Origin of the sequence: Streptantibioticus ferralitis (assembly GCF_029223525.1) — a bacterium.
Lineage (GTDB): Bacteria > Actinomycetota > Actinomycetes > Streptomycetales > Streptomycetaceae > Streptantibioticus_A > Streptantibioticus_A ferralitis.
On record NZ_JARHTQ010000002.1, the window covers coordinates 326765 to 351987 of the forward strand.

Annotated in this window: 23 protein-coding genes, 4 pseudogenes and 1 riboswitch; of the genes and pseudogenes, 17 read left to right on the forward strand and 10 right to left on the reverse strand. The window is 71.2% G+C overall.

The annotated features are described in order from the left end of the window. Positions 1–65: 65 nt before the first annotated feature. Complete coding sequence (locus tag P2L57_RS04360) at positions 66–710, forward strand: DUF4360 domain-containing protein (RefSeq protein WP_275808446.1); 645 nt, start codon at positions 66–68, stop codon at positions 708–710. A 102-nt stretch (positions 711–812) separates the two neighbouring features. On the opposite strand, the gene P2L57_RS04365 is transcribed toward P2L57_RS04360, so the two are convergent. Both P2L57_RS04365 and P2L57_RS04370 read right to left on the reverse strand, forming a co-directional pair. After that, positions 813–1577, reverse strand: coding sequence for a VIT1/CCC1 transporter family protein (locus P2L57_RS04365; RefSeq protein ID WP_303655974.1), 765 nt, complete (start codon positions 1575–1577; stop codon positions 813–815). 266 nt (positions 1578–1843) lie between these two features. Next, on the reverse strand, positions 1844–3163 hold the full coding sequence (locus P2L57_RS04370) for a cytochrome P450 (RefSeq protein ID WP_275808452.1): 1320 nt from the start codon (positions 3161–3163) through the stop codon (positions 1844–1846). A 313-nt stretch (positions 3164–3476) separates the two neighbouring features. Here P2L57_RS04370 and P2L57_RS04375 point away from each other — a divergent pair, with 313 nt between their 5' ends. The 5 genes and pseudogenes from P2L57_RS04375 (at position 3477) to P2L57_RS04395 (ending at position 6302) form a co-directional block, all read left to right on the forward strand. Further along, a complete protein-coding gene (locus P2L57_RS04375) occupies positions 3477–3830 on the forward strand; it encodes a hypothetical protein (protein WP_275808455.1) in 354 nt (117 codons plus the stop codon). A 122-nt stretch (positions 3831–3952) separates the two neighbouring features. Further along, positions 3953–4207: pseudogene (gene tpg / locus P2L57_RS04380) on the forward strand (telomere-protecting terminal protein Tpg); the annotation flags it as partial. A gap of 83 nt (positions 4208–4290) precedes the next feature. After that, positions 4291–4569, forward strand: a complete 279-nt coding sequence (locus P2L57_RS04385; RefSeq protein WP_275808458.1) for a hypothetical protein — start codon at positions 4291–4293, stop codon at positions 4567–4569. A 74-nt stretch (positions 4570–4643) separates the two neighbouring features. Then, the gene (locus P2L57_RS04390) at positions 4644–4964 is read left to right on the forward strand and encodes a plasmid stabilization protein (RefSeq protein WP_275808461.1); all 321 of its coding nucleotides are present in this window, start codon (positions 4644–4646) and stop codon (positions 4962–4964) included. Positions 4965–5081: 117 nt separating this feature from the next. Beyond that, positions 5082–6302 carry a threonine synthase gene (locus tag P2L57_RS04395; protein WP_372515615.1) on the forward strand — a complete coding sequence of 407 codons (1221 nt, stop codon included), beginning with the start codon at positions 5082–5084 and terminating at the stop codon, positions 6300–6302. An 83-nt stretch (positions 6303–6385) separates the two neighbouring features. On the opposite strand, the pseudogene P2L57_RS04400 reads toward P2L57_RS04395, so the two are convergent. Continuing rightward, positions 6386–7219: pseudogene (locus tag P2L57_RS04400) on the reverse strand (DMT family transporter); the annotation flags it as partial. 68 nt (positions 7220–7287) lie between these two features. On the opposite strand from P2L57_RS04400, the gene pdxR reads away from it, so the two are divergent. Beyond that, positions 7288–8706, forward strand: coding sequence for a MocR-like pyridoxine biosynthesis transcription factor PdxR (gene pdxR / locus P2L57_RS04405; RefSeq protein ID WP_275808467.1), 1419 nt, complete (start codon positions 7288–7290; stop codon positions 8704–8706). Positions 8707–8789: 83 nt separating this feature from the next. Here pdxR and P2L57_RS04410 read toward each other — a convergent pair. Next, positions 8790–9146 (reverse strand): annotated as a pseudogene (locus tag P2L57_RS04410) (transglycosylase family protein); the annotation flags it as partial. A 4-nt stretch (positions 9147–9150) separates the two neighbouring features. After that, positions 9151–9315: riboswitch (cyclic di-AMP (ydaO/yuaA leader) on the reverse strand. A 313-nt stretch (positions 9316–9628) separates the two neighbouring features. On the opposite strand from P2L57_RS04410, the gene P2L57_RS04415 reads away from it, so the two are divergent. From P2L57_RS04415 to P2L57_RS04440, 6 genes are all read left to right on the forward strand, one after another. Then, the gene (locus P2L57_RS04415; RefSeq protein ID WP_275808470.1) at positions 9629–10954 is read left to right on the forward strand and encodes a deoxyguanosinetriphosphate triphosphohydrolase family protein; all 1326 of its coding nucleotides are present in this window, start codon (positions 9629–9631) and stop codon (positions 10952–10954) included. A 78-nt stretch (positions 10955–11032) separates the two neighbouring features. After that, entirely contained in the window at positions 11033–11575 is a 543-nt protein-coding gene (locus P2L57_RS04420) for a hypothetical protein (protein ID WP_275808473.1), read from the forward strand. Positions 11576–11617: 42 nt separating this feature from the next. After that, positions 11618–12034 carry a cytidine deaminase family protein gene (locus P2L57_RS04425; protein WP_275808476.1) on the forward strand — a complete coding sequence of 139 codons (417 nt, stop codon included), beginning with the start codon at positions 11618–11620 and terminating at the stop codon, positions 12032–12034. A gap of 101 nt (positions 12035–12135) precedes the next feature. Continuing rightward, the gene (locus P2L57_RS04430; RefSeq protein WP_275808479.1) at positions 12136–12777 is read left to right on the forward strand and encodes a GNAT family N-acetyltransferase; all 642 of its coding nucleotides are present in this window, start codon (positions 12136–12138) and stop codon (positions 12775–12777) included. Between the two features lie 103 nt (positions 12778–12880). After that, positions 12881–13636, forward strand: a complete 756-nt coding sequence (locus tag P2L57_RS04435) for an alpha/beta fold hydrolase (protein ID WP_275808482.1) — start codon at positions 12881–12883, stop codon at positions 13634–13636. Between the two features lie 5 nt (positions 13637–13641). Beyond that, positions 13642–14982, forward strand: coding sequence for a cytochrome P450 (locus tag P2L57_RS04440; RefSeq protein ID WP_275809185.1), 1341 nt, complete (start codon positions 13642–13644; stop codon positions 14980–14982). A 94-nt stretch (positions 14983–15076) separates the two neighbouring features. Here the strand turns inward: P2L57_RS04440 and P2L57_RS04445 are convergent, their stop codons facing one another. Further along, entirely contained in the window at positions 15077–16324 is a 1248-nt protein-coding gene (locus P2L57_RS04445) for a PucR family transcriptional regulator (RefSeq protein WP_275808485.1), read from the reverse strand. A gap of 173 nt (positions 16325–16497) precedes the next feature. Between P2L57_RS04445 and P2L57_RS04450 the strand changes: the two genes are divergently transcribed. The 3 genes from P2L57_RS04450 (at position 16498) to P2L57_RS04460 (ending at position 19008) form a co-directional block, all read left to right on the forward strand. Beyond that, the gene (locus tag P2L57_RS04450; protein WP_275808489.1) at positions 16498–17865 is read left to right on the forward strand and encodes an alkyl sulfatase dimerization domain-containing protein; all 1368 of its coding nucleotides are present in this window, start codon (positions 16498–16500) and stop codon (positions 17863–17865) included. 208 nt (positions 17866–18073) lie between these two features. Continuing rightward, on the forward strand, positions 18074–18427 hold the full coding sequence (locus P2L57_RS04455) for a class I SAM-dependent methyltransferase (RefSeq protein WP_275808492.1): 354 nt from the start codon (positions 18074–18076) through the stop codon (positions 18425–18427). 65 nt (positions 18428–18492) lie between these two features. After that, the gene (locus P2L57_RS04460; protein WP_275808495.1) at positions 18493–19008 is read left to right on the forward strand and encodes a hypothetical protein; all 516 of its coding nucleotides are present in this window, start codon (positions 18493–18495) and stop codon (positions 19006–19008) included. 2 nt (positions 19009–19010) lie between these two features. Here P2L57_RS04460 and P2L57_RS04465 read toward each other — a convergent pair whose 3' ends face one another. The 4 genes and pseudogenes from P2L57_RS04465 to P2L57_RS41240 all read right to left on the reverse strand — a co-directional run. Further along, positions 19011–19175: a hypothetical protein gene (locus P2L57_RS04465; RefSeq protein ID WP_275808498.1), complete on the reverse strand. Its 165-nt coding sequence runs from the start codon at positions 19173–19175 to the stop codon at positions 19011–19013. Positions 19176–19202: 27 nt separating this feature from the next. Beyond that, positions 19203–22430 carry an LpqB family beta-propeller domain-containing protein gene (locus P2L57_RS04470; protein WP_275808501.1) on the reverse strand — a complete coding sequence of 1076 codons (3228 nt, stop codon included), beginning with the start codon at positions 22428–22430 and terminating at the stop codon, positions 19203–19205. 467 nt (positions 22431–22897) lie between these two features. Beyond that, positions 22898–23281 (reverse strand): beta-ketoacyl-[acyl-carrier-protein] synthase family protein, encoded by a 384-nt coding sequence (locus P2L57_RS04475; RefSeq protein ID WP_275808504.1) that lies wholly within the window; start codon positions 23279–23281, stop codon positions 22898–22900. Between the two features lie 236 nt (positions 23282–23517). Then, positions 23518–23739: pseudogene (locus P2L57_RS41240) on the reverse strand (hypothetical protein); the annotation flags it as partial. A 32-nt stretch (positions 23740–23771) separates the two neighbouring features. Between P2L57_RS41240 and P2L57_RS04480 the strand changes: the two are divergent. Then, a complete protein-coding gene (locus P2L57_RS04480) occupies positions 23772–24545 on the forward strand; it encodes a polysaccharide deacetylase family protein (protein ID WP_275808507.1) in 774 nt (257 codons plus the stop codon). Positions 24546–24650: 105 nt separating this feature from the next. On the opposite strand, the gene P2L57_RS04485 is transcribed toward P2L57_RS04480, so the two are convergent. After that, on the reverse strand, positions 24651–25187 hold the full coding sequence (locus P2L57_RS04485) for a DUF4232 domain-containing protein (RefSeq protein ID WP_275808510.1): 537 nt from the start codon (positions 25185–25187) through the stop codon (positions 24651–24653). Between the last annotated feature and the right edge of the window lie 36 nt (positions 25188–25223).

Consider the following 25223-nt stretch of genomic DNA (forward strand, 5'->3'; position numbering starts at 1 on the left):
CCGGTGGTGACATGAACGCACCAACCCGTTCGAGCGGGGACCGCACAGGGACCAGAGGGGAAACCATGCTCAAATCGATGTTCGTCGGCGGCGCCGCCGCAGCACTGCTCGCAGTGCCGTTATCCCCGTCGGCGTCTGCCCACATCACAGATCCCCCGCCCGGAAAGATCGTCATCGACCTGGTGACCGTCAACGGCTCGGGCTGCCCGGCGGGCACGGCCGCGGTGGCCGTGTCGCCCGACAACACGGCGTTCACCGTCACCTACAGCGACTACCTCGCCCAGGTGGGCGTCGGCTCCAGACCCACCGACTTCCGCAAGAACTGCCAACTCGGGCTGGACGTGCACGTCCCGCAGGGCTTCACCTACGCCGTCGCCGAGGCCGACTACCGCGGTTACGCGCATCTGGCGAACGGTGCGAGCGGCCTGGAGAGGGCCAACTACTACTTCCAGGGCATGCAGCAGACCGGGTACAACGAACACCCCTTCAGCGGCGCGATGGACCAGGACTGGCAGACCACCGACACCACCGACGTCGCGTCCCTGGTCTACGCCCCCTGCGGCGAAGAGCGCAACTTCAACATCAACACTGAACTGCGCGTCAACGCCGGTACCTCGGACCCGACCACGACCAACAGCTTCATGGCGATGGACTCGACCGACGGCAGCATCAACACGATCTACCACTTCGCCTGGAAGCAGTGTCCCTGACACCAGGTGGCCCGCGGCCCGGATCCCCTCCGTCGGTCGGGGTCCGGGCCGCGGGCGGACTCGCGCCTGCCGGGCCGCAGGCCGGACGCTCGGCACGCCCGCCTATGAGATGTTCGCTCCCACGAGGTGCCCGACGAGGAACGTCATCCCCGTCGCGAGGGCACCCAGTACGAACTGGCGCAGTCCGCCGTTCAACGCCGGGCGGCCGGTGAGCCGGGCGACGGCGCCGCCGCCGACGAAGGCCGCCAGGCCGGCGAGCACCAGGGCCAGTACGAAGCTGGGGAAGCCGATGAAATAGGGAAGCAGCGGGATGAGCGCGCCGACCGTGAAGGACGCGAAGGACGCCCCTGCCGCCGTCCAGGGCGACGGCAGGTCGTCCGGGTCGATGCCGAGCTCCTCGCGCACATGCACGGCCACGGCCTGCTCCGGGTCGGCGGAGATCTGCCGGGCGACGACGTCCGCCAGATGGGCGTCGACACCGCGCTTGACGAAGACCTCGGCGAGCTCCCGCTGCTCAGCCCGGGGATTGCGCTCGTGCTGGAGTTGCTCGACGGCGACCTCGGCCTCGGTGAGTTCGTTCTGCGAGCTGACCGAGATGTACTCGCCGGTGGCCATGGAGAAGGCACCGGCGATCAGACCGGCCAGTCCGGTGAGGGCGATGGTGTGGTTGGCGGCCCCGCCGCCGCCGACGCCCGCGATCAGCGACGCGTTGGTGACGAGTCCGTCCATGGCGCCGAACACCGCTGGCCGAAGCCAGCCGCCGGAGACGTCACGGTGCCGCAGCGCCCGGTGGCGGCCGCTCGTCTCACGCCTGTTCGACGGCGCCTGCCCGAAGGGGGGTGCGGTCGGTGGCTGGGGTATGGGCATCGCGTACCGCTCGTTCACCAACGTCTCGTTCACCGGACGTCCGTTCGGATACGGATCGGCGGGGTACGGACCGTTCGGGTACGGATCGTTCGGGTACGGATCGGCGGCGTAGAACCCCGTCGCGTTCGTGCCCGGAGGGTACGGCCCGGGGGGTGTATCAGGGGATGAGAGCCACTGCGTGTTGACCGACACGTCTACCCTCCAACAGCACGGACACTTCGTGAAGCCTGCTTTCGGGTGGGTAACGGAGCTACCAGGTCCGTGGTTCACCAACGGCGGTCAGAACGCGGTCGGCGTCGCACGATCAGGGGCATCGCGCTGGGCATCGGCATCAGTCGGGTGACCAGGTGGGCCGGCCTTCCCGGTACCGGCTGCACGCTGCACCGGCTGAAGATGACGCTCAGGAAGGCGGCCATCTCCGCTCGGGCGAACTGCTCTCCGGCGCATCCGCGCAGCCCGCTGCCGAACGGGATGTACGCGTCCCAGGGGATCCCCGGAGTCGACTCGGGCAGCCATCGGTCGGGGTCGAACTGCTCGGGGTGTGCGAACAGTTCGGGGTCGCGCTGCAGCGCGTAGATGGAGAACAGCACGGTGGCTCCGGCCGGAATGCGGTGTCCGGCGAACTCCACGTCGTTGGTCGGCCGTCGCGTCAGCGTCCAGGTGGAGGGATACAGCCGCAGCGTCTCGGCGATCACCCGTTGCTGGAAAGCGAGTTCCTGCAGGGTCTCGTGGGAGACATGCCGCACGTCGCGCCTACCGAGCGCCTCGTCCAGTTCGCGCTGGAAGCGCCGTTGGGCGTCGTGGTTCCGGCTGAGCAGATGGCAGGCCCAGCTCAGGGCGCCGGCGGTGGTCTCGGTACCGGCGATCAGCATCGTGAGGACCTCGTCGTAGACCTGCTCATCGCTCAACCCGGCGCCGGTCGCCTCGTCCCGCGCGGTGAGCAGCATCGACAACAGATCACCGGATTCAAGCCCACCGGCCGGGTCGGCACGGTACTCCGCGATGGTGTGGCGCACCGCCTCCTGGAGGGTGCGCAACGCCCGTTTGAAACGCAGGTTCATCGGAGTGGGAAGTCTGTCGAGTGCGCTGACCGGGGTCAGCGCCCGTCTGCCGAGCCCCTCCAGCAGTACCGGCACGGTGCGCCGGATGTCCTCGGCGAGGCGCTGTCCGGCATGCCCGGAGAACAGCACCTTGGTGACCGTCGCGAGGCTGAGCGAGAACAGCTCCTGGTCCAACAGGATTTCCGCTCCGTGCCGCCAGGAGTCGACCCGTGCCTCCGCCAGTTCGCACATGGTCGCCGCGTACTGCCGGATCCTGGACGGGTGGAACACCGGCCGAACGGGTCCGCGCCGCGGCACGGGGGCATCTGCCGCCGCCTCGGTCACCAGCAGCTGCCGGATGAGCACGGGGGAGTTGACCGCATAGGCCGCCCGGGGGCCCAGGCGGAACCGCACGACATCACCGTGCGCCCGCAGCGATCGGACGAACTCCAGTGGCTGACGGCGCAGTTGCGGCATGTGCCCGAGAAGGGGGAGTGCGCCCGGCATGGACGGGATCGGAAGGTGGTGGGAAGTGGTGGCACGCATGTGTCGGCTCCTCCTCGGGCGAGCGATGACCGACGGACGCGCGCCGGGGATGCCGCTCACTTCCAGCCGTGGCTTCCCCCGCTCCTGCCCGTGCGAGGTGCCGCAAAACGGGCGGAGCCCGGCCCACGGGTGCGAAGGAGCGCAGGCGGCGCGGACCGTATGGGCCGCTGGCCCGTTGCGAGCGCTGTGCGCTCCGGCGATCTCGTCCGGACTTGTCCGCCGGGGCGGGCGCTCATCGCGTTTATAGGCATTTAAAAGCCCCTGTTACGTACTACGCTGTTGTCGTTCTGCTGAACAAGTTGGAGATGGTGCGATGCTGGCGGTGGATGTGCGGCAGTCGCTGCGTCATGGGGAGACGGTCGAGGAGGGCGCGGCGCGCTGGTGGCGCTTTTCGGCGCACACCGTAGAGCAGCACGGTGACTACCTGCTGGCCTTCGTGGACGGCGGGGTGTGTGTCGGCGCCTTCGAGATCCGTTCCGCCCGGGCCGATGAGGAGGCGGGCGGCAAGTACGTCTTCGACCTGGCTCCGGCCGACCGCTTCCAGTGGGCGCTGGGCCGCAGACTGCCGCTGCCCGCCGGGCGGAATCCCGCGCGGATCCTGACCGGACAGGCTCTGCGGGAGTTCCTGGACGCCCAGCCCCGCCAGGCACCCGCGACGCGGAGCTGAGGGAGGCTGACCGTATGTCCCGCGAGCATGAAGCCGTCGAGGCCCTTCTGGAGGGCGGGCCCGTTCTCATGGACCTCCCGGATCCCGGCCGACGCCTCCAGCTGCGCACCTCCTACGGGTTGACCCGGGCGCGCTTCGGCTTCACCGCCGCTCCCGGCTCCACCGGCGACCCGCGGCTGCGCAGGATCACCGAGCACCTGCCGCCGACGTTCGCGGCCCGGCTGTTCGAGGCCCACCAAGCCGGTTCCACCGAACGGCAGTTGGAGCTCATCACCGCCGAGGGCCTACAGGAGATGTACTTCACGGACCGCGGCCGCCGGGCCCGCGACCTGACGGTGGACTTCACCAATCTCGACTACATCGAACTCGGCTACTGAGACCGGCACGGTCTCGCGTTTCCCCGGTGGTGCCATGATCTGCACCGCGGCGGATACGCGCGCCGGAACCGCGGAGGGATGACATGACGCGTCACCGTGCAGGCACGGCCAGCACAGCGGAAACGCCTGCGACGGCTGCCGAGAACCCAGTGGATCCCGCACAGTTCGCCACGGAGGAGTTCCGTATCAAGGCACCCATACGCCCGACGATCTCCAAGGTGAGCTGCCCGCACTGCCCGGGAGCGGCCTTCTTCGACGGCACGTCGGGCTGGATGTGCATGAAGTGCGGTCCGGTGTACGGGGCGGCGCTGCAGGCAGACGGCGTGAGCCGGGAACCGTCCTCGGACGACACCCGCCAATGATCTTGCGCTGGTGACCGGCCCATTGGGGGCCGAGCCCCCACGACTCGATGCTGACCCCGCTCACCGTTCGTGGTGTGTGGGTCGCACCGCGTGGGGATGCGTCTTGCGACGAGCACCTCAAGGAGAGCGCGCTGGAGCGCGGCGAGAGCGAGCGCCGGGCGGAGGAGATCGCGTCCCGCACGGTGAACAAGGAACGCGCCCGCGCCGGTGAGTCCACGTCGGCCAGCCGCCAGTCCGTCGAGGGCATGTCCTCCTCCCGCCGTGGCGGACTGCGCTCCGGTTCCGGCGCCGAGGGGCCGACCAAGGACCAACTGTATGCCGAGGCGCAGCGGCGGCACATCAAGGGCCGCTCGTCGATGACCAGGTCCGAACTGAAGGACGCCCTGGGCGAGTAGGGCGGCATCGGCGCAAGCCGCCCGCCGCCGTAGTGGCGAGCAACCCCCACGGAGCGGACCGGCCGACCCGAACCTGCCGCAACCCGACCAACAGCCGCCGGACAGGCCCTAGGCTTCCTGACCATGACGGCAGGAGACTCGCTCGCGACCGGTCAACGCTCCCTCGGTGACAAGGACATCAGCTACCCGCTGTGGCCGCCGTTGACCAACGGCTGCCCGCGGACGAGCACGGACGAGGTCGCGTACCCCGTCGAGGTCGACTACACCTATGAGAGGGTCAACTCCGACCTCCTCTCCCACTCCGGTCGTGGGAGCCGCGGAAGTGGGCTCGACCGGTGGGCGCCGCTGCTGCCGCCGCTGGCCGCGCCGGGACTCGGTGAGGGGGGCACGCCACTGGTCGACATCGGCGGCGGCGTCTTCGTCAAGGACGAGTCGCGCAACCCGACGTGGAGCCACAAGGACCGGTTGAACCGCTGCACGGTCAGCGCCGCCGTCGGTGTGGGAGCGCAGGGCGTCGTCGTCGCCTCGTCCGGCAACCACGGCGCCTCCGCCGCCGCCTTCGCGGCGCGTGCCGGACTGCGCTGTGTGGTGCTCGCATCCGACGGTATGCCGCCCGCGGTCGACACCTTCCTGAACGCCTACGGCGCCACCGTGCTGCCCGTCCCGGAGGCCGCCCGATGGCCGCTCATGCGGCAGTTGGTCGAGCGGTTCGACCTGCATCCGGTCAGCAACCTCACCGTCACCCACACCGGCCACCCGTTCGGCGCCGAGGGCTACAAGACGATCGCGTACGAGATCTTCACCGAACTCGGGGTGCCGGAAGCCGTGTTCGTCCCCACCGGCTATGGAGAACTGCTCTTCGGCGTCTGGAAGGGCTTCGCGGAACTGAAACGCCTCGGTCTCGCGCAGCGGACCCCGCGCATGTTCGCCTGTGAGCCCGCCGCCGGGGGCCCGCTCGCCGCCGCCCTGCGCGCGGGGCGGCTGACCGGGCGGATCCCGGTGGGGCCGACCTCCGCGTACGCCATCGACTGCTCGGTCGCGGGCCACCGGGGCATCGTCGCCGTCCGGGAGAGCGGCGGCGAGGCGCTTGTCGTCAGCGACGAGGAGATGCGCTCCGCCCAGTCGGAACTGGCCGGGCAAGGGCTGTGGGCGGAGCTCTCCAGCGCCGCGGGGCTCGCCGGGCTGCGCGGCTACGGCGCATTCGACGGACCGGTGGTGTGCGTGTCCACATCCAGCGGTTTCAAGGACCTCAGCGTCGGCTCGCGCAAGTCCGAGGCCGTCGAACCGACATGGGACGGGGTGCTGAGCCGACTGCGTGCCACGGGCTTTCCCACGTGATCGGCCGAAGTCCCGCCCAGTGCCGCTGAGTCGACCGCGAGTCGGGCTCCGGGACCTGCGGGGGTGATCCCCACGCAGACCCCGGCCCCCACCAGCAGGGCGCCCAGCAACTCGCCGATGTGGAGGCTTCCCGTGCCGAGGGCCCAGGCCGAGAGCGCCGCGGCGATCGGGACCAGTCCGGCGAACAGCCCCGCGCGCTCCGCGCCCAGCCGGGACAGCCCGGCGTACCACAGCAGGAACGCGATCGCGGTGAGCAGGACCGCCAGGTACAGCAGCGCGGTGAGCTCGGCCGCCGTCGGGCGGCGTAGCACCGCGGCGCCGTCGACGGCCAGGCCGGTGCCGGCGAACAGCGGAACCGCGATCACGGTGGCGTACGCGGAGATACGGACCGGCCCCAGTCGGGGCAGCAACGGTATGGCCACCAGCGAGAAGGCCGCCTCGCAGGCCAGTGTGCCCAGCGCGTACAGCACTCCGGTCGGGCTGGCCGCGCCGACGCCCTGCACCACCGCCGCCCCGGCCACCACCAGTGCGGAGGCGGCGATCACCCGCGGCCGTGGGCGGCGCCGGGCCAGCGCCGGTCCGACAAGGGCGAGCACCAGCGGGGTGCAGCCCACCACGCTGCCCACCGCGGCCGGGTCGGCGGCGCGCAGCGCGTGCACCATCAGGATGTTGAAGGCGAACAGGCCGGTTCCGGCGAGCACGGTCAGCCGCGCCAGCTCGCGCGGGGTCAGACGCGGGGTGAGCGGGCCCCGCAGCCGGGCGATCGGCAGCAGGACGGCGGCGGCGAGCAGGTATCGGGCGGCCTGGCCGCCGGACAGCGGGTAATGGACGATCGCCGCGGTCACGCCCGTAGAGCAGCCCAGCAGGACCATTGCCGTGGCGGCCTGTACACCGCCGGTGGTGTGGGGAAAGCGCATGCCTGGCACGCTAGGCAGTGGAGTGGACCTCGATACAGGTCCATTGATCTGGCGGTCTGGAGGACCACTTGCTGGATTTGCTGATCGCCGTGGACCGTGAGCGGGGCGATCTGGCCCGGCAGCTGACCGCGGCCCTGCGGGACGGCGTCCGGGCGGGACGGCTGGGCGGCGGCTCCAGGCTTCCGTCGACCCGTGTGCTCGCCGCCGACCTGGGCGTTTCGCGGGGCGTCGTCGTCGAGGCGTATGCACAACTGGTCGCCGAGGGCTATCTGACCAGCCGGCGCGGATCGGGGACCCGGGTGGCGAACGGCGTCTCGCAGGCGGCCCCGCCGCAGCCGGGCGCCGGTATCACGCTCGTCCCGGCCGTCAGGTACGACCTCAAGCCCGGCACCCCTGATCTGGCCGCGTTCCCGCGCACGGCCTGGCTGGCCGCGACCCGTCAGGCGCTGGCCGACGCCCGGCACAGCCACCTCGGCTACGGGGATCCGGCCGGGCTGCCGGAGCTACGCGCCGAGCTGGCCGCCTATCTGGGCAGGGTGCGCGCGGCGGTCGCGGCGCCCGAGCGGGTGGTCGTGGTCAGCGGCGTCGCACAGAGCCTGGCATTGCTCGCCACGGTGCTGGCGGCCCGAGGACACCGGCGGCTGGCCGTCGAGGACCCCGGCTCGCCCGGGGCGCTCGCGCTGCTGCGCGCCCATGGCTTCGACCCGGTGGGCGTACCGGTGGACGCGGAGGGCATGGACGTCGCCAAGCTGGCGGACAGTGGCGCGACCGTAGCGCTGGTGACCCCGGCGCATCAGTATCCGACGGGGGTCGTGCTCTCACCGCGGCGCAGGGCCGCGCTGGCCGAGTGGGCGGGCGCGGTGGACGGCCTGGTGCTGGAGGACGACTACGACGCGGAGTTCCGCTACGACCGTGAGCCGGTGGGCTGTCTTCAGGGCCTCGCGCCGGACCGGGTGGTGCACCTCGGCTCGCTGAGCAAGGCGCTCGCACCGGGACTGCGTCTTGGGTGGGCGGTGGTGCCGGAGTGGCTGGTGGGTGAGTTCCGCGAGGCCAAGCGGTACGCGGACCTCGGTACCGGCGCCCTCGACCAGCTGGCCTTCGCCGGGCTGCTCACATCCGGGGCCTATGACCGGCATCTGCGGGCGATGCGCGGCCGCTACCGGGCGCGCCGTGACGCGCTCGTCGAGGCGCTGGCCCGACGTCTGCCCGCCGCAGACGTCCGTGGCGTCGCGGCGGGGCTGCACCTCTATCTGGACCTTCCGCGCGACGCCGCGGAAGCGGCCGTAGTGACCGCCTGCGCCGAGCGGGGCCTGGGCGTCGAGGCGGTGGCGCCCATGCGGTTGACGCCGGGCGGCCCCGCCCTGGTGCTGGGCTACGCCGGTCACTCGCAGCGCCACCTGGCGCTGGCCGCGGGTCTTCTGGGCGAGGCGGTGGCCGCCTGCGCGCCGGTGACGACCTCGCGCCGTGGCGCAGGGCAACCAGGATGATGCGGACCGGCGGTCATGCGACTACCGAAGCAGAAGGCCTGTCCGGGGAGTTTCCCGGGCAGGCCTTGAGCCGTGGGTCACTTCAGGCCGCCGGCCTTGGCGCACTGCCAGGCGCCCGGGCCCTGCATGGCCAGGAGCTTGTTGGCGACGGTGATCTGCTGGTCCTTGGTGGCGTGGTCGGCGCGGGGGGCGAACTTCAGGCCGCCGGCGGCTGCCCAGCTGGAGGGGGAGAACTGCAGGCCGCCGTAGTGGCCGTTGCCGCCGGTGTTGTGGTTGGACCAGTTGCCGCTGGATTCGCACTGGGCTACGCGGTCCCAGGTGGCGGTGGTGGCGGCGGAGGCGGTGGTGGCGCTGAGGACGGGGATGGTGATGGCGGCGGTGGCGATGCCGGCGAGCGTGGCGATGCGGGTGGTCTTGGAGGCATGGCTGAGCTTGGGCATGGGTGTGGTTCCTCACCGACGCCTGCGAGGTCAGCTGTCGGGTTCGGGCTGGTGAGTGCCCGGTCGCGGCTGGTGTGGCGCGCGGCTTTACCCCTAGCCGGTCCGTGTCGTGGGGTGGACCGGCGGTGGACCTTGGGTCCCCCGCTCCTGCCTTCGGCGCTGTCGCGTCGGGTGTTCCCGTCGGTTGGCGGCAGGATTCGGCGTTCCGACCGGCGGGGCCCGCGGCAGCGGGCGATGTCGACAGAAACATGGATCGCGGGGGTGGGGCAAGACCCCCCTGAACGGTAGAAAACGGGCACCTGGCGATCACTGGGCGCGCGAAACCGCAGGTCAGTGGGCGTAAAGTCCGGAAAATGACCGATTAGTCCAGGTTTTCGAAGAGAGGTAAGTCACACCCGCGCTCGCGTCCCGCCCCCCCGTCGGTGCCCTGGTGGGGCGCCCAACTGGCCCTCCGACCAGCCGCTTCCGCGTAGCATCTGCGCATGCGACCGGCCAAATACCGCGATGAGGACCTGGAACAGCACGCACTGCACCGCAGGGTGTCCGACGACGGGCAGCGTTCCGGTTTCGAGCACGACGTCGACCGGATCCTGTACTCGACCCAGTGGCGGGCGTTGGCCGGCAAGAGCCAGGTCGTGGCCAGCGCCGAACTGGGCGCGTATCACACGCGATTGACGCACTCGATGAAGGTGGCCCAGTTGGGCCGCCGCATGGCCGAGCGCCTGGAACGGCGTTACGGCGGCCCCAATCCGGCGCTGGTCGAGGCCGCCTGCATGGCGCATGACATCGGCCATCCGCCCTTCGGGCACGCGGGCGAGACGGCGCTGCGGGCGACCATGGACGAACTGCGCCGCGCGGAGGGCTCGCTGGACAGCTTCGAGGGCAACGCCCAGACGCTGCGCGTCCTGACCTTCCTGGCCGCGCACAAGTACCCCGGCCATCGCGGGTTGCACCTCACCCGGGCATGTCTGGACGCGTCGATCAAGTACCCATGGGTGCGGGCCCCGTTGGCCGAGGACCCGGCACGGCACGCCAAGTGGGGCGTCTACGCGGCGGACCGGGAGGCGTTCGCCTGGGTGCGGGCGGGCCGCACCGGAACCGGGGTGCCGGTCGAGGAGCAGGTGATGGACTGGGCCGACGATGTCACCTACGCCTGCCACGACGTGGAGGACTTCTACCGGACCGGCCTGATTCCGCTGGCATCCCTGTTCCCGCCGGAGGGGTGCGCGGGCGGCGACACCGAACGCGAGACCAGGCGCTTCCTGGACTACGTGGAAGCGAAACGGGCCCGCGACCAGGAGCCGTTCGACCGCGTCGCGGCGCTGCAGCTCATGGCGGACATCGGCAAGCGGCTCCAGGTGCCGGCGCCGTACAGCGGCCGTCATGCGGACGCGGTCGCCGTGAACAGGCGCACGGCCGATCTGATCGCCTACTTCACCCGGGACATCGACCTCGAAGTCAGCGGCCCGGCCGCGATCCGCTGCGGCGCCCGCCTGATCATCCCCCAGGAGCGCCGCGCGGCCTGCGACTTGCTCAAGGAACTGGTCTGGTGCTACGTGATCGACCGCCCGGCGCTCGCCACCCAGCAGCACGGGAAGCGGCGCATCGTCAGTGAGTTGCTGCGCTGGAGCCACGACGCCCCGGAACTGCTACCGCCGGACCGGGCGGAGGAGCTGGAGCTGCACGGAGACCGGCTGCGCGTCGCGGCCGACCATGTCGCGTCGCTCACCGAGGACCAGGCCGTCGCCTTGCACCATCGCCTGTCCGGCGTCGGCCTCGGGGCGCTGAGCGACAACATGTGGCTGTGACCGGATGAGTGACCGGCGTATCGGCCGACGCCCCAGCCGATACGCTCGTCCATCCCGTCCGGGATAAAATCGACACGTATGTCTGTCCGTGCGGAGGCTGCCGCCTTCGCGAGAGTCGAGGCGTCGACGATGGGAAGCAGTGATCACGGTCGATCATCGGCAGGCGGCCACGACCCGGTCCCGTCCGCTGTGCCGACGGCCCTCGACGCTCAGAGCGCGATGTTCGCCGAGGCGCTGCGGCAGCTGGTGCGGGCACTGCGCGCCACCACCGCCATCGGCTACGTAGCCGTCGACGACGGCCGGAGCCTGGCCGCGGCGGTCGTGGCGGGCGGGCCGCTGTCGATATTCGCCACCGCGGAACGCATCGCGGCGGCCAGCGAGCCGTACACCGCCGCCATCGCGCACCGTACCGGCAAGCAGTCCGTGCAGACCTTTCCGGAGACCATCGGCATTCCGTCCCGGCTCGATGTGACGATGCCGTTCGCCTATACGGCGGCCTCCACCCCGGTGCGGGCCTCGGGGCGCGGAGTGGGCGTGCTCACCGTCATCTGGGCTCCGCCGCTGGGGCCGAGGACGCTGCTGCCCGAAGAGCGGGAGCGTCGAGATGGCCCTCCCATGTAGGGCCCGCAGGGTGCTACGGCCCGTCGGGTGGGTGGATGAACGATGATGCAAGGCACTCCCGTCGACCACGAACTCGTTCAGGCCGCCACCAGGACGGCGCGCACCTTCTGCCGGGGCGACAACCACACCGTTGCCGCCGCGGCGCGCACCCGCGACGGCCGGATCGTCACCGGGCTGAACGCCTACCACTTCACGGGCGGCCCGTGCGCCGAACTCGTCGTCATCGGCGCGGCAGCGGCCCAGGGCGGCTACGACCTCACCACCATGGTCGCGGTGGGCGATCACGAACGCGGCGTCATCCCCCCGTGCGGCCGCTGCCGCCAGGTCCTGTTCGACTACTTCCCGGCACTCGACGTCATCATCGGCGCAGCCGACCACCTACGAGCCGTCCCCATCGCGCAACTGCTCCCCGAGCCCTACGCCTGGTCGGACCACCAGCCCGACGACGGTACCGACTGACCGCGCCGATCAGTCGTGCGGCTGCCGAGTCGGAGTCGACGGCTGGTCAGCGCGCCGATAATTGGCTCGACGGTGTCGTGGCGGTTCGGCAGGATCCGGTCATGGACAGGCACTTTTGGCCCCTGCTCGGGCTTCGGGTCACCACACCCCGCCTGGAACTGCGGCTTCCGGACATGGAGTTGGCCGAGGAACTGGCGGCAGTGGCTGCGGACGGTGTGCATGACGCGGCGAACATGCCGTTCACGGTTCCGTGGACAAATGCGTCCCCGCAGGAGCGGGGGCGTGCGACGTTCCAGCATGTACTGGGAACCATCGCGAACTGGCGCCCCGACAACTGGACGCTGAGCCTTGCGGTGCTGGACGGCGGAAAGGTCGTCGGACGGCAGGATCTGACCGCGGTCGACTTCGGGGTGACCCGGGAGGTCACCACCGGATCCTGGCTGGGGCTGGCTCATCAGGGGCAGGGGGTCGGCACGGAAATGCGGGCAGCGGCGGTGCACCTGGCGTTCGAAGGGCTGGGCGCGCGGTATGCGACCTCGTCCGCGATGACGGACAACGCGCCCTCGCTGGGTGTGTCCCGAAAGCTCGGCTACCGCCCCGACGGCCTGACCGTGGCCTCGGTGCGCGGGCAGGCGCAGACCCTGCAACGGTTGCGTCTGGACCGTATGGCATGGCGGTCGCACCGCTCGGTCCCTGTCCGCATCGAGGGATTGGAACAGTGCCGCCCACTGTTCGGAGCGTAGCCCCAGGCGTCGGCCCCGGTTGTGCGGCGCTCTGGTCGGGGTGAGGGAGCCGCACTATCGTCGTTGCCCAGGGAGCAGGAGGGCGGAACACAGGGGGTTCGTAGTGGGAAGCGCGCATACCCTGATCGGAACCGGTGAGCACCAAGTCATCGCGCTGCACGGCTGGTTCAGTGATCGTACCGGCTACCAGGGGCTGTGGCCGTACCTCGATCGGCAGGCGTTCTCCTACGCGTTCATGGACTACCGGGGCTACGGTGAGGAGATAGGCGCCGCCGGGGAGTTCACGCTGGACGAGATCGCGGGCGATGTCCTCGCACTCGCCGACCAACTCGGCTGGGCCGAGTTCAGTCTGATCGGGCATTCGATGGGTGGAGCCGCGATACAGCAGGTGCTGGCCCGGTCACCAGGGCGGGTGCGCAAGCTGATCGGCCTGTGCCCGGTGCCCGCGTCGGGCGTCCCGTTCGACGACGACGGCTGGCGGCTGTTCTCCGGAGCCGCGGACAGCGCCGACAACCGGCGGGCGATCATCGACCGGACCACCGGCGGCAGACTGGCCGACGGCTGGCTGGACGTCATGACGGCCCGTTCGCTGGAATGCTCCGCCCGGGACGCCTTCGCGGCCTATCTGCCGCAATGGGCCAGGGCCGATCTGGTGCACCTGGTCAAGGGCAGCACGCTGCCGGTGAAGGTGGTGGTGGGCGAGCATGACCCCGGGATGTCCGCCGACTTCATGCGCGCCACCTGGCTGACGACATATCCGAACACCGATCTCGAGGTGATGGGAAACTGCGGCCACTATCCGATGGACGAGACACCGATCGCCCTGATCACCTCCGTTGAGTCCTTCCTCCGCGAGTGACCGCCATGCCGGTGAGCGCGCAGGAGCGCCGAGACGCCGCGGAGATCCACAGCCCGGACACCTATGTGCACGGCATGCCGCACAGCGCGTTCGGACGGCTGCGCGAGCGGGCCGCGGCGGTGCGGTTCGAAGGCTCCGCCGAGCTCGGCGCCGGATTCACCGCGGTGCTGCGGCACGCGGAGGTACGGCAGGTGCTCCGCTCGCCCCAGCGGTTCTCGTCGCATCTGGGAGGCACACAGATCAGGGATCCGGCGACCCCGGAAGACCTGACGGCGGTGCGCCGGATGATGCTCAACATGGATCCGCCGGACCACTCCCGGCTGCGAACGCTGCTGACGAGCGCCTTCACCCCGCGTGCGGTGGCCGCGTTGGGCGAGCGCATCCGGTCGCGTGCCCGCGCACTGGTCGACGCCGTGGCCGAACGCGGCGAGTGCGACTTCGCCACCGAGGTCGCCGCCGACCTGCCGGTCGCCACCCTCGCCGAAATCCTGGGAGTCCCGGCCGCCGACCGCGCGCTGCTGTACGACTGGTCCAATCGCGTCGTCGGCTATCAGGACCAGGAGTACGCCGCCTGCCACACCGTCGACCCGCAAGGCGTGAGCGAAGCCGCCCGCCGTGCGCTGGCCCTTCGCCCGCAGCCCGATGCCGCGGGCCGGATGCCCGATCCGCGATCGCGCCGGGGCATGCCCGATCTCTACGGGTACGCCCGTGAACTGGGGGAGTGGAAGCGGGACCGGACGTCAGGCGGGGAAGCGGGCGACATCATGGGCATCCTGATGCGGCAGGTGGACACGGAGGGCGGCCGGGTCTCGATCGAGGAGTTCGAGCAGCTCTTCTGGCTGCTGACGGTCGCCGGCAACGAGACCCTGCGCAACGGCCTGCCGGGCGGTCTGCTCGCCCTGATCAGCCACCCCGCCCAGTACCGCAGGCTGCGCGCGGACCGGTCGCTGCTGCCGGGAGCGGTTGACGAGATGCTGCGGTGGTGGACCCCCGTACTGCACATCCGCCGGACCGCCACGGTCGACACCGAACTCGGCGGGGTGCCGATCAGGGCGGGGGAGAAGGTGGTGGTGTACTTCTGCTCGGCCAACCGTGACGAGCGGGTGTTCACCGAGCCGGACAGCTTCGACATCGGCCGGGTGCCGGGCGGCCATCTGTCGTTCGGGCACGGTCCGCACTTCTGCCTCGGCGCCCAACTGGCGCGGGTGCAGATGCGGGAGATGTTCGCCGCCGTGCTCGACAGGCTGGGCGAGGTGGAACTCGCCGGAGAGCCACGGCGGTTGCGGTCGAATTTCCAGAACGGGGTCAAGCATCTGCCGATCCGCTGGCGGCCGGTCGGCGGCTGACCGCACCCGCGGCGCGTCCGAGACCACGAGCGGGCAGGCGACCCCGATGGTGGCCCGAGTCCGAGTGCCGCCCGCCCGCTCCCTGATGCCGCTGTCAGGCGATCACGCCGCGCAGCAGCAGAGCGGCCAGTGCGAGGGCCGCGCCGCGGGGTGTGGACAGGTCGAGGGCGGTGAGTTCGGTGATCCGGGCGAGCCGGTTGTCAACGGTGTTGGGATGCAGGCCCAGTTGACGCGCGGTGCCCCGGCGGTCCCGCTGGCTCTCCAGATAGGTGCGCAGGGTTTCGAGCAGTTCCGGCCGGTCGTCGACGGGGTCGAGCAGGGCGGCGATCGGGCCGCTGCTCTCGTTGTCGCGGGACAGGTGGAATTCGAGCAGCACGTCTTCGAGGCGGTGCAGTCCGGGCGGCCGTCCGCAGGCGCGGGCGACCCGGATGATCTCGGCGGCGGTACCGGCGGCACCCGGCAGGTCCGCCGCCGTCGCGGCGGGGCAGGCGGCCATACGAACCTCGGCACCGCAGTCGCGGCGCAGCCGTTCCGCGAGCCCCTCGGGGACCTCGGGCGGTCCGCCGTGGCCGTCCCGCCCCGGCACGATGGCGTGCCCTCCGTCCTCCGCCAGGACGGTGAGCACCTCGGTACCGAAGCCGCGGTCCAGCGCCGTCTGCAGCCGGCGCCTGCGGCGGCGGTCGGCGACCGCGTGGCCTGCCGTCACGGGGGCGGACGTCGGCGGCCCGATCCGCAGGCACAGCACCAGCCCGCCGTGCTCCACTCCGAGGGCGCGCACGGCTTCGTCATCCGGCACCCGCGTGCCGTCGAGGAGTCCGCGCACCAGGGAACGGCGCCGCTCCTGCCGTTCGGCGTCGAGCGTCGCCCGCTCGTCGAGGTAGGTCTCGGCGACCGCGCCCATGATGCCCTCCTGCGCGCGCAGCAGCAGCCCGGCCAGCTCGGTCAGGGCGGCCTCCTCGCCCGGCCGGGCGCTCTCGTGCAGCGCCTGCCACAACACGTACACCCCGAGCGCATGGCTGCGCAGCAGCAGTTGCAGCGGTACGCCCTCCTCGGCGCGCTGGGCGGCGCGCTCGCGGAACAGCCGATGGTCGTCGGCGCGGTGCAGCGGGTCGTGGATCCTGCGGACGAACAGGCGCAGACCGTACCGGGCGGTGGCGGCGATCTCCATGTCCTTCATGTCGCCGGGTAGTTCGGCGTAGCCCGGGATCCGCTCGAAGGAGTCACGGGACATCCGGCGGGCGAGTTCGTTGATCCGGGGCTCGCAACGAGCCGCGAGGACACGGGCGTTCTGGGAGATCTGGTACCGACCGGGTGGGCGACTCGTGGGCGGATGTGCGGTCATCGCTCTCCTTCGAGCACTCGACGTCGCCTCCCTGGCTGTGAGGAATCACAGTATCCAGCCGGGACCACTGTGACGAGAGGTGCTGTCCACCGACCCGTGAGGAGACCAGGATCGGCGGCGGGAGTGGGGGAGTTGGGGTATCCAGGGCTGACCAGGTGACGAGACGAGGTCCTATGACGGAGCACAACGTGGACACCTATCTGTCCTACGCCGACGGGGTCTGGAACGGTACGGAGAGCCTGCTGCCGCACTTCAGTGGCCGCTTCACCGGCCCTGAACTGGTGCGCGTCGGCGAACGCGGTGGATTCTTCCCGGCGTTCGCCAATGTGTCGGTCTTCGACACCGGCGACGGCCTGGTGCTGGTCGACAGCGGTGACTTCCGTACCGCCGAGACACTGCACACGGCCGTACGAGCGTTCTCCGACGCCGAGGTGCGCGCCGTCGTCTACACGCACGGACACATCGACCATGTCTTCGGGGTCTCCCCGTTCGACGCGACGGCGGACCGGGACGGCACCGGGCGGCCGGAGGTGATCGGGCACGAGGCGGTGGCCGCGCGCTTCGACCGCTACCGGGCGACGGCCGGCTACAACGGCTGGATCAACCGCCGCCAGTTCGGGGTGCCCGGGCTGGAGTGGCCGACCACGTACCGCTATCCGGACACCGTCTACCGGGACCGGCTGACCGTGCGGCGCGGCGAGCTGACCTTCGAGCTGACGCACGCATGGGGCGAGACGGACGATCACACCTATGTGTGGATTCCCGAGCTGAAGACGGTGTGCACAGGAGACCTTTTCATCTGGAACTCTCCCAACGCCGGCAACCCGCAGAAGGTGCAGCGCTATCCCGAGGAGTGGGCGCGGGCGCTGCGCGACATGCGGGCGCTGGGCGCCGAGGTGCTGCTGCCCGGTCACGGCGTGCCGATCCTGGGGGCCGACCGGATCCGCCAGGCGCTGGACGACACGGCCGAGTTGCTGGAGACGCTGTGCACCCAGACCCGTGACCTGATGAACGCGGGCCTGCGCCTGGACGAGGTGATCCATGCGGTACGGGTGCCCGGTGAACTGCTCGCCAAGCCGTATCTCCATCCCGCGTACGACGAGCCGGAGTTCGTGGTCCGCAACCTGTGGCGGCTGTGGGGCGGTTGGTACGACCAGAATCCCGCACACCTCAAGCCCGCGCCGCAGGCCGCCGTCGCCACCGAACTGGCCGCGGCCGCCGGTGGCGCGCGGGTACTGGCGGACCGGGCCATGGAGTTGCTGGACGCCGGTCAGCTGCGGCTGGCCTGTCATCTGGCGGAGACCGCCGCGCTGGCCGCCCCCGAGGACCGCGGCATCGCACGGGTACGGGCGGCGGTGTACGGGAAGCGGGCGGCGGCCGAGAGCTCGACGATGGCGCGTGGAGTGTTCGGCTGGGCCGCCGCCGAGTCGGCGGCGGTGGCCGAAGGCACCGATGTGGCCACCGAGTTGACCCGCACCGAGGAGGGACGTCGGCGTGCGGCGGGCGCCATCAGCGTAGGCGTGGTCGACGACGACCGCTGAGCGAGAGAGCGCTGAAGCCATCTCCCGCACCGGGTGGTCCGGCCGCGGATGGTGAGCCGAAGGCCGCGTCACACGAACAGCCGGTCGCTGTGGCCAGCTTCGTAACCTGACGGGACGACCGGCGTTCACACGGTGGCTGCCTCATGCAATGACCTCGCGGCCGAGGCGGCGGCGTCGCGAGGACCCGATCGGTGGAAGGGCTGCCGCTGTGCCGTACACCTCGGCCACGCCCGCCACGCCGGTCGGTGTCCTCGACCCGGTGGGGGCGGACTACCGCCACGCCTTCCAGGCGTTCCCGGCGGGCACCGATCAGAAGCGGGTCGCCGAGGAGTATCTGTCCGGTGTGGTGCGGCGGCTGCGGCACCGCCGTCTGTTCGTCGACGCGGGTGCCGGGGACGGCGGAACCACCCGGCACCTCGCCGGGCACTTCGGGCGGACGATCGCCGTCGAGCCGAGCACGTACCTGCACGACGCGCTGCGGCGGGCCTGCCCGGGCGCCGAGGTGCTCGGCGAGACGATCGGCTGTACGCAGGACTTCCTGCGCGTCCGCAGGTCGCGCTGATGCACCGGGGACAACCCGCCGGTCCAGGCCTCCGGTTCGCGCCCGCCGGACCAGACACTCCCTCGATGGAAGACAGTTGGTGCCACACCGTGGTTGACCGGGACTACACCGCTGCTCGTACGCTGCCCCGACTGCTGCTCCTCGGCGCACTTCCGGCGCTGCTGTGCGGCTGCGTCGCCGTACGCTCGCCCGCGCAATCCGCCGAGGTCGCGGGCCAGTTCGACCCATCGTCCACGCCAGGACCGGCCCGGTCCGCGCGGGCGCTGACGGGGGAGGGTACGCCCTCGGCGTCGGCCCCCTTCGTGCGGATCACCGCACCCGCCACCGCGCCGCCGCACAGCGCGCCCGCGGTTCGGCGCCCGGACATCCCCGCCCCCAGCGGTCCGCCCGCCGGCGAGGACGCCGCCCCGCAGCAGAGCCCCCAGCGGCCGGCGCCGCACCGGCGCCGCGAGGGCCGGTCACCGGAACCAGCGGGACCGCCGGCGAACGTCCGACCGGGCTATCTGTGCGACCAGGCGGTGGAGTCCGGGCAACTCCCGCCAGGTCTCGCGCCGTCGTGCCGCCAGATGTTCGGGCACTGAGGTCACAGACCGCGCAGTCGGTCGATCACCTCGCGGAGCAGTTCGGGGTCCGGCTGGCCCTTGGTGGCGCGGGCCGGAGCGACGGTGACCAGACCGGCGTCAACAGGTCGAAGACGACGCCCACCCCGATCAGTGCGGTGGGCGCCCACCGCACGACGGTGAGCCACGGATCGACGGGAGGGCCCATGAGCTGTTCAGAGCAGGGTCGGGTCAGTGGCGTCGGGCGGGGCGCAGCAGGCTTCCCGGCGTAGCTGTGTGCTGATCGCCAGCCAGGCCGCCTCGTCCACGCGGTGCGGATCGGTGTGTTCCGCCCTGGCGCTGAACGCGTCCACCAGGTCCCGTTGGCGGTGCACGACACCGTCGCGCATCACCATGCTGGTACGCACCAGATGGGAGAAGTCCTGGAACGGGTTGCCGTCGACAAAGGTCAGGTCCGCGAGCTTGCCCGGTTCCACGGTGCCGAGATCGTCGCTGACCCCGAACATCCGCGCGGGCGCCGCGGTGACGGTGCGCAGCGTCTGCGCCGGGGTCAGCCCGCCGAACCGGTGCAGGGCGCGCAGGGCGAGGTGCAGATGCAGCCCGTAGGGCACGAGCGCGGCGTCGGTGCCGAGTGCCAGGTTCGCCTGCTGGCCGATGAGCCGCCAGTAGATGTCCATCTCCCGGCGCAGGGCACGCAGTTGGTCATCGTTGGGCGGCTTGTCGGCGGTGTTCCTGACCAGGGCGGCGTCCCAGCGTGGCATCAAGGTGGTGACCCGTGGGTCATCGGCCAGGTACGGGTCGGCGCCGAGCAGGGGTGCGGCGGTGAACGGGGTGGCGATGATCTGGAATTCGGCGTCGCGGTAGACCTCGCCCACGTCCTGGTAGGAGTGGCGGGTCGGGGACAGGGCATGCCCGAACTCCAGCCGCTGGGTGGCGTGCAGATGGGTGGTCAGGTCCAGCCCAAGACCCAGCCCCGGCGCGCACAGATGGCCGCCGGTGCGCACTCCCAGGACCTGGTGGGCGGTGCGGGCCGCCTCCGCCATGATCCAGGCCGGTGCTCTGACGTACGTCTTGACGAAGTCGTAGTCCAGCGCGACGGCACGCTGCAGCGAGCGCCGCACACCGTCGGCCGTGCGGTGGGCCCGGTCGTGGTTGGACGCGACACGGCTGCCGTCGATCAGCTCACCGGTGGCGAACTGGCGTGGCCCGTGCATCGTCCCCGCGGCCACCGACTCGCGGATGCGCACCGATTCGTAGGCGAATCCGCCCAGGAAGACGCATGTGGTGATGCCGTAGGCCAGCATCAGATGGTTCTGCCGGCCGCCGTAGCAGAACTGCCAGGGATGGATGTGGGAGTCCCACAGCCCGGGGAGCACGGTGCCCTCGGAGGCGTCGATGAGCCGCTCGCCGCGGCGGGCGGCCCCCGGGCGGTGCGGTTCGATCGCGGTGATGCGGTTGCCGCTGATGACGATGTCGACGTTGGTGCGCACCGTCTCGCCGGTGCCGTCCCACAGCCGTCCGGCGTGCACCCGGGAGACCGCGGAGCGCGGCGGCAGGCGGCGGCCGTGGTGCAACGGGACGGGGACCGTGCGCCGCCCTGTGCCGTCCCGCCGGATCAGCCGCAACATCCCGTTGGACAGGTACAGCAGGGTGTTGGAGTCGCCCGCCCACGAGGGGTGGTCGGCCGCCTCGTCGGCCAGCAGCCGCGGCGGGCCGCTGGGCGAGCCGTCCGGGCGCACCGGCAGCACCCACAGGGCGGATTCCATGATGATCGCCATCCACCTGCCGTCCGGCGACCACACCGGCCCGCAGTCCCCGCGGTCGGACAGCGGGGAGTGCGGCAGCGGCAGGTGGCCGGTCCACCTGCCGGTACGGGTGTCGACGACGCGGATGTGGTTGTAGCCCTCGCGGAAGCGGTGGTTCAGCCGGTTGCGGTCGCAGAAGGCCAGGTAGCGCCCGTCAGGGGACCAACTCGGCCGCCCGGGAAGGCCGCCGCCGTGCAGGGAGGAGGCGAGGGTGCGCTCGGTGCCGGTGTGCAGGTCGCGGACGACCAGCCTTCCGGTGACGTCCTGGCAGGCGAGCTTGGAGCCGTCAGGTGACAGCGCGGGGTTGAGCCTGCCGCCGGTGGCCAGCACGGTGTCGGTCCCGTCGGCCAGCCGTCTGCGGTGCACGGCGAAATGCCCGTCTCCGTCGTACGCGTACAGGATGCTGCCGCCGTCCCGGGCCCACGACGGCATCTGGAGGTATCGGGACGGGTCCGCCTGCGCGAGCTTGCGCGGGCGCCCATCGATCGGCATCAGCCACAGGGCGTTCAGCGCCACGAAGGCGACCGACGCTCCGTCGGGAGACAGCGCCGGAAGATGGATGCCGCGCGTCGGCACCATTGCCGTGGAGTCGAAGCCGAAGCGCTTCTGACGGTAGCGTGGGCGGGGCACGTCGAGGTGTGCGGCGAACGGGATCCGCTCGGCGTAGTCGGATCGCGTTCCGGTCCTGCGCACCTTGATGTGGCCGTCGGCGATGTAGAACAGTTCCCCGCTGGGGGTCCAGCAGGCGGGCTGCGGGGATACGTCCTCGCCTTCGGTGATCGCCTTGCCGTCCACGATCAGTGTCGAGGTGCGCGCGCCGGTCGGCAGTGGGCCGGGGTCGAGGTAGACGTACGCGATCCGGCCGTCGGGGGACACCGCGGGCCCGGACACCGCGCCGTCCTGCACGGTGTGCCGCACGGTGACCTTGCCGCCCCGGGCGGACACCGAGGCGATGATCCGGCCGTTCCCCCGCGCGCTGCCGCCCTGGTGTTCGGAGCGTACGAAGGTCACCTTGCTGCCGTCGGGGTGCCAGGCCGGGTCGTAGTCCTCGGACGGCCCATGGGTGAGCCGATGCAGCTCACCGGTGCGGACGCGGACCGTCCAGATGCTGTACGAGCTGCCGGTGACATCGCTTCCGCCGCGTTCGGACGAGAAGGCGATCCGTTCGCCGTCCGGCGACCAGGACACGCCCCGGTCGTCCCAGGGGCCGTCCGTCAACCGGCGCAGAGCGGAGCCGTCCGGTGCCATGGTCCACAGATGGAAGGCGCCGCCCTTGTAGGCGCAGAAGGCGATCTGCGAGCCATCCGGTGACCAGGCCGGACGGGTCGGTTCCAGGTCGACCGGGGTCAGCGCCTTCGCCGTGCCACCCTCGCGCGGCAGCGACCACAGCACGCCCTGGACCTCAAGCACCAGCCGGTCTCCTGTGGGCGAGACGGCCACACAGGCGTTGGTGCCGCCGGTGAAGGTGACCGTTCTGGTCGCCGCCTCCTGCGTCGCCGCCTCCTGCGTCGTCGCCTCCTGCGTCGTGGGCAGTGCGGCGGCTGCCGCCGGGGAGCGCACGGCAAGAGCGGCGACGCTCGCTCCCGTACTCGTCAGGGCCGCCGCTCTTACGAAACCTCGTCGGGTCAGGTGGTCCACAAGGGTTCCTTCCGAAGTCAACGGGCACGGAGGGCATGGGGGAGGGGGAGCGTGAGCGGCGGGGTCCCGGTATCGGTAACAGGCCCTGGCGGCAGTGCGGTTCACGGCATCGGCAGCCGTCGCCGTGCTCACGGGCGCGGATCTGAGCACGGTGGCTGTGCGGGCAGGGCAACTGTGGTGATTCCTTTCATACCTGACATGACGTATGAAACTCCACCAGGAAACCCGATCCCTCCGCTTGTGGACGTGTCAGGGAGACAGACAGCCCGAAAGCAGTAGGCGGCCGCGTGCGCCCCGGTCAGCAGTACGAATCGGCGGTACGGGTGGACGGCGCAGGGCGTCCGACCGGGGAGCCCGCTGCGGGGCATGCCGCCGCAGGCGATGGCGGGCCGTCACGGGGCGGGCGCGGGATCCGGCCGGCCGGAAGGCCAGTACGGTGATGTGGCCGCCGAGGCCGCGGGAGTCGCTCAGGCAAGGCGGATGTCCTGCTTTCGGGCGGCGCCGACCACCAGGTCGATGACGCTGGTGCCGGGCTCCGGGCAGCTGAAGTGGGCGCCGTGCGGGGCGATTTGGTGCTCGACCGCCGGTACCGTCAGGGCCGCCTCGATGGCTCCGGCCGCGTCCATGGTGTGCCCCAGGACCCCCTTGGGCGCGGTGGCCGAGGGGGGATCGGCGACGAAGACCCGGTGCAGTACGGCGGCTTCGATGAGGTCGTTGAGCGGCGTGCTGGTGCCGTGCGCGTTGACGCGGTCGATGTGCCCGGGGAACTGCGCCGACAATGTCGCGTGCGCCGTCCTCCCGCCATGGGCGTTGAGCGACGCCGTGTCGAACCGCACGGCGAGCCGCGCCATGGTGATCTCCCCTTGGCCCGCGCGACGTTGCGCCCCAGGCTTCGTCTTCCACTCGGTTCCACCCACCGCGGGTCCAGGAGATCCGCCACCCGGTAGCCGCTGCCGCAGGCGCATGCGTCCAGCGGGGTCCGCGTCCGCTCAGCAGAGCGCCGTGAGCTCCGCCCCGGCGTCCTGGCCGTCCTCGAACGGATCATGACGCGGCCCGGCGACACGTCATCGGAGCTGAACCCCGCGTCGTCGGGGCAGACCGTGCGCTGACGACGGCGGGCCAACACCTCGGCGATCAGTTCGGGCACCGGCGCCTTGGGCTGTGTACCCCTCCAGTCGACCGGTCCGGTCAGGCCATGACGGAGCGCGCTCGCGGGCGCACCTGTAGTGATGGCGCACTGGTGGTGATCGAGACACTGAATGGCTCGTTCGCTGGTGCGGCAAGATGGATATGGGCAAGAAAAGGTGATGCGCGATTAGGCAGCGGCGTATACGCACAGCCTTGGCGCTGGCCGTGCTCTGTGTCGCGGTCCTGGTCACGGCGGTGGTGACACACGGCCGCGGTCGTTCGGTGTCCACCGTCGGCTCCGGCCCGCCGCGCGCCGTCACGCTCTCGCGTCATCTCGGGCCGAGCGCTCTTCCGCCGCTCCGCGCCCCGCGGACGCCCGCCGTGGACTGCCGTAAGGCGAAGTGCGTGGCGCTCACCTTCGACGACGGCCCCTCCCGCTACACCGCGGCACTGCTGGACATCCTGGACGCACGGCACGCCAAGGCCACGTTCTTCCAGATCGGCCCGCACGCGCTGACCTATCCGCAGGTGGCCAGGCGCGCTTACCGGGAGGGTTTCGCCATCGGGGACCACACGGTCACCCATCCCCACCTCACCCGGATCTCCACGGCGCGGATCAGATACGAGGTCAGGACCGCTGCCCGGCAGATCGCGCAGGTCACCGGCCACGCCCCGGCCATCATGCGGCCGCCGTTCGGCGCGCAGGACGCGCGGGTGCGCGCCGCGGTCGGCATGCCGGTGATCATGTGGGACGTCACTCCGCGGGACTGGAAGATCCGTAAGACGCCGTCGGTCGAACACAAGGTGCTGGCCAAGGTGCACCCGGGAGCGATCGTGCTGCTGCACGACACCTACCCGACGACCATCGCCGCCGTGCCGCACATCGTCGATGTGCTGCACGCCCGCGGCTACACGCTGGTGACCGTGCCGCAACTGCTCGCCCACCCGGGGATGTCGCCGGGCGTCGCCTACTTCCACGGTCCCTGAGCGGACGCCCGCCCGAGCGGCGTGGTGACACCGCTCGCGCCGACCACGACGGCCCCACCGAGAGATACGGCGGGGTCGTCGCCGTGTGCCCCTCGGAGGCTGCCGCTACGAGACCTTGACGGAGCGTGCGAAGGCGGTCACCGACAAGTCGCCGTTGGTCACGACGTTCTTGAACGGAATGGTCAGATGGGTGCGGGAGCCGGGCGGTGTGAGCTCCAGGTAGCCGGCGTGCACCATGCGCGGGGCGTCGGCGTCAGCCCACGCCAGGTCGGCCTCCGCGGACTGGCCGGGGCGCAGCGCGATGGTCTTCGTGCCCGGGTCGGGCACGAAGTAGGTGCCGCCCCAGTGGGTGTGGGTGGTCTGCGGCTGGTGGCGGCCGTTCTCCAACCGCAGACCCGGGTAGCCGCGCAGGGCGCAGGTACGGCCGGAGGTGTTCTTCAGCACCAGCACCTTGCCTATGTGCGACATGCCGACCTGGCTGCCCTTGTCGACCAGCGAGGCGTGCAGGGCGGACGTGGTGCAGGTGGCCGCGGGCGCGGCAGGCGCCGCGGAGGCGACTTCGGCGGTCGTGAGGACGGTGCCCGCGGCGAGTGCGATCCCCGCGGCAGCCGCGGCCGTCTTGCGAGCGGTGCTCCGCATCATCGGATGCTCCTTCGGTGTGTTCCGGGTCCTGGCCGC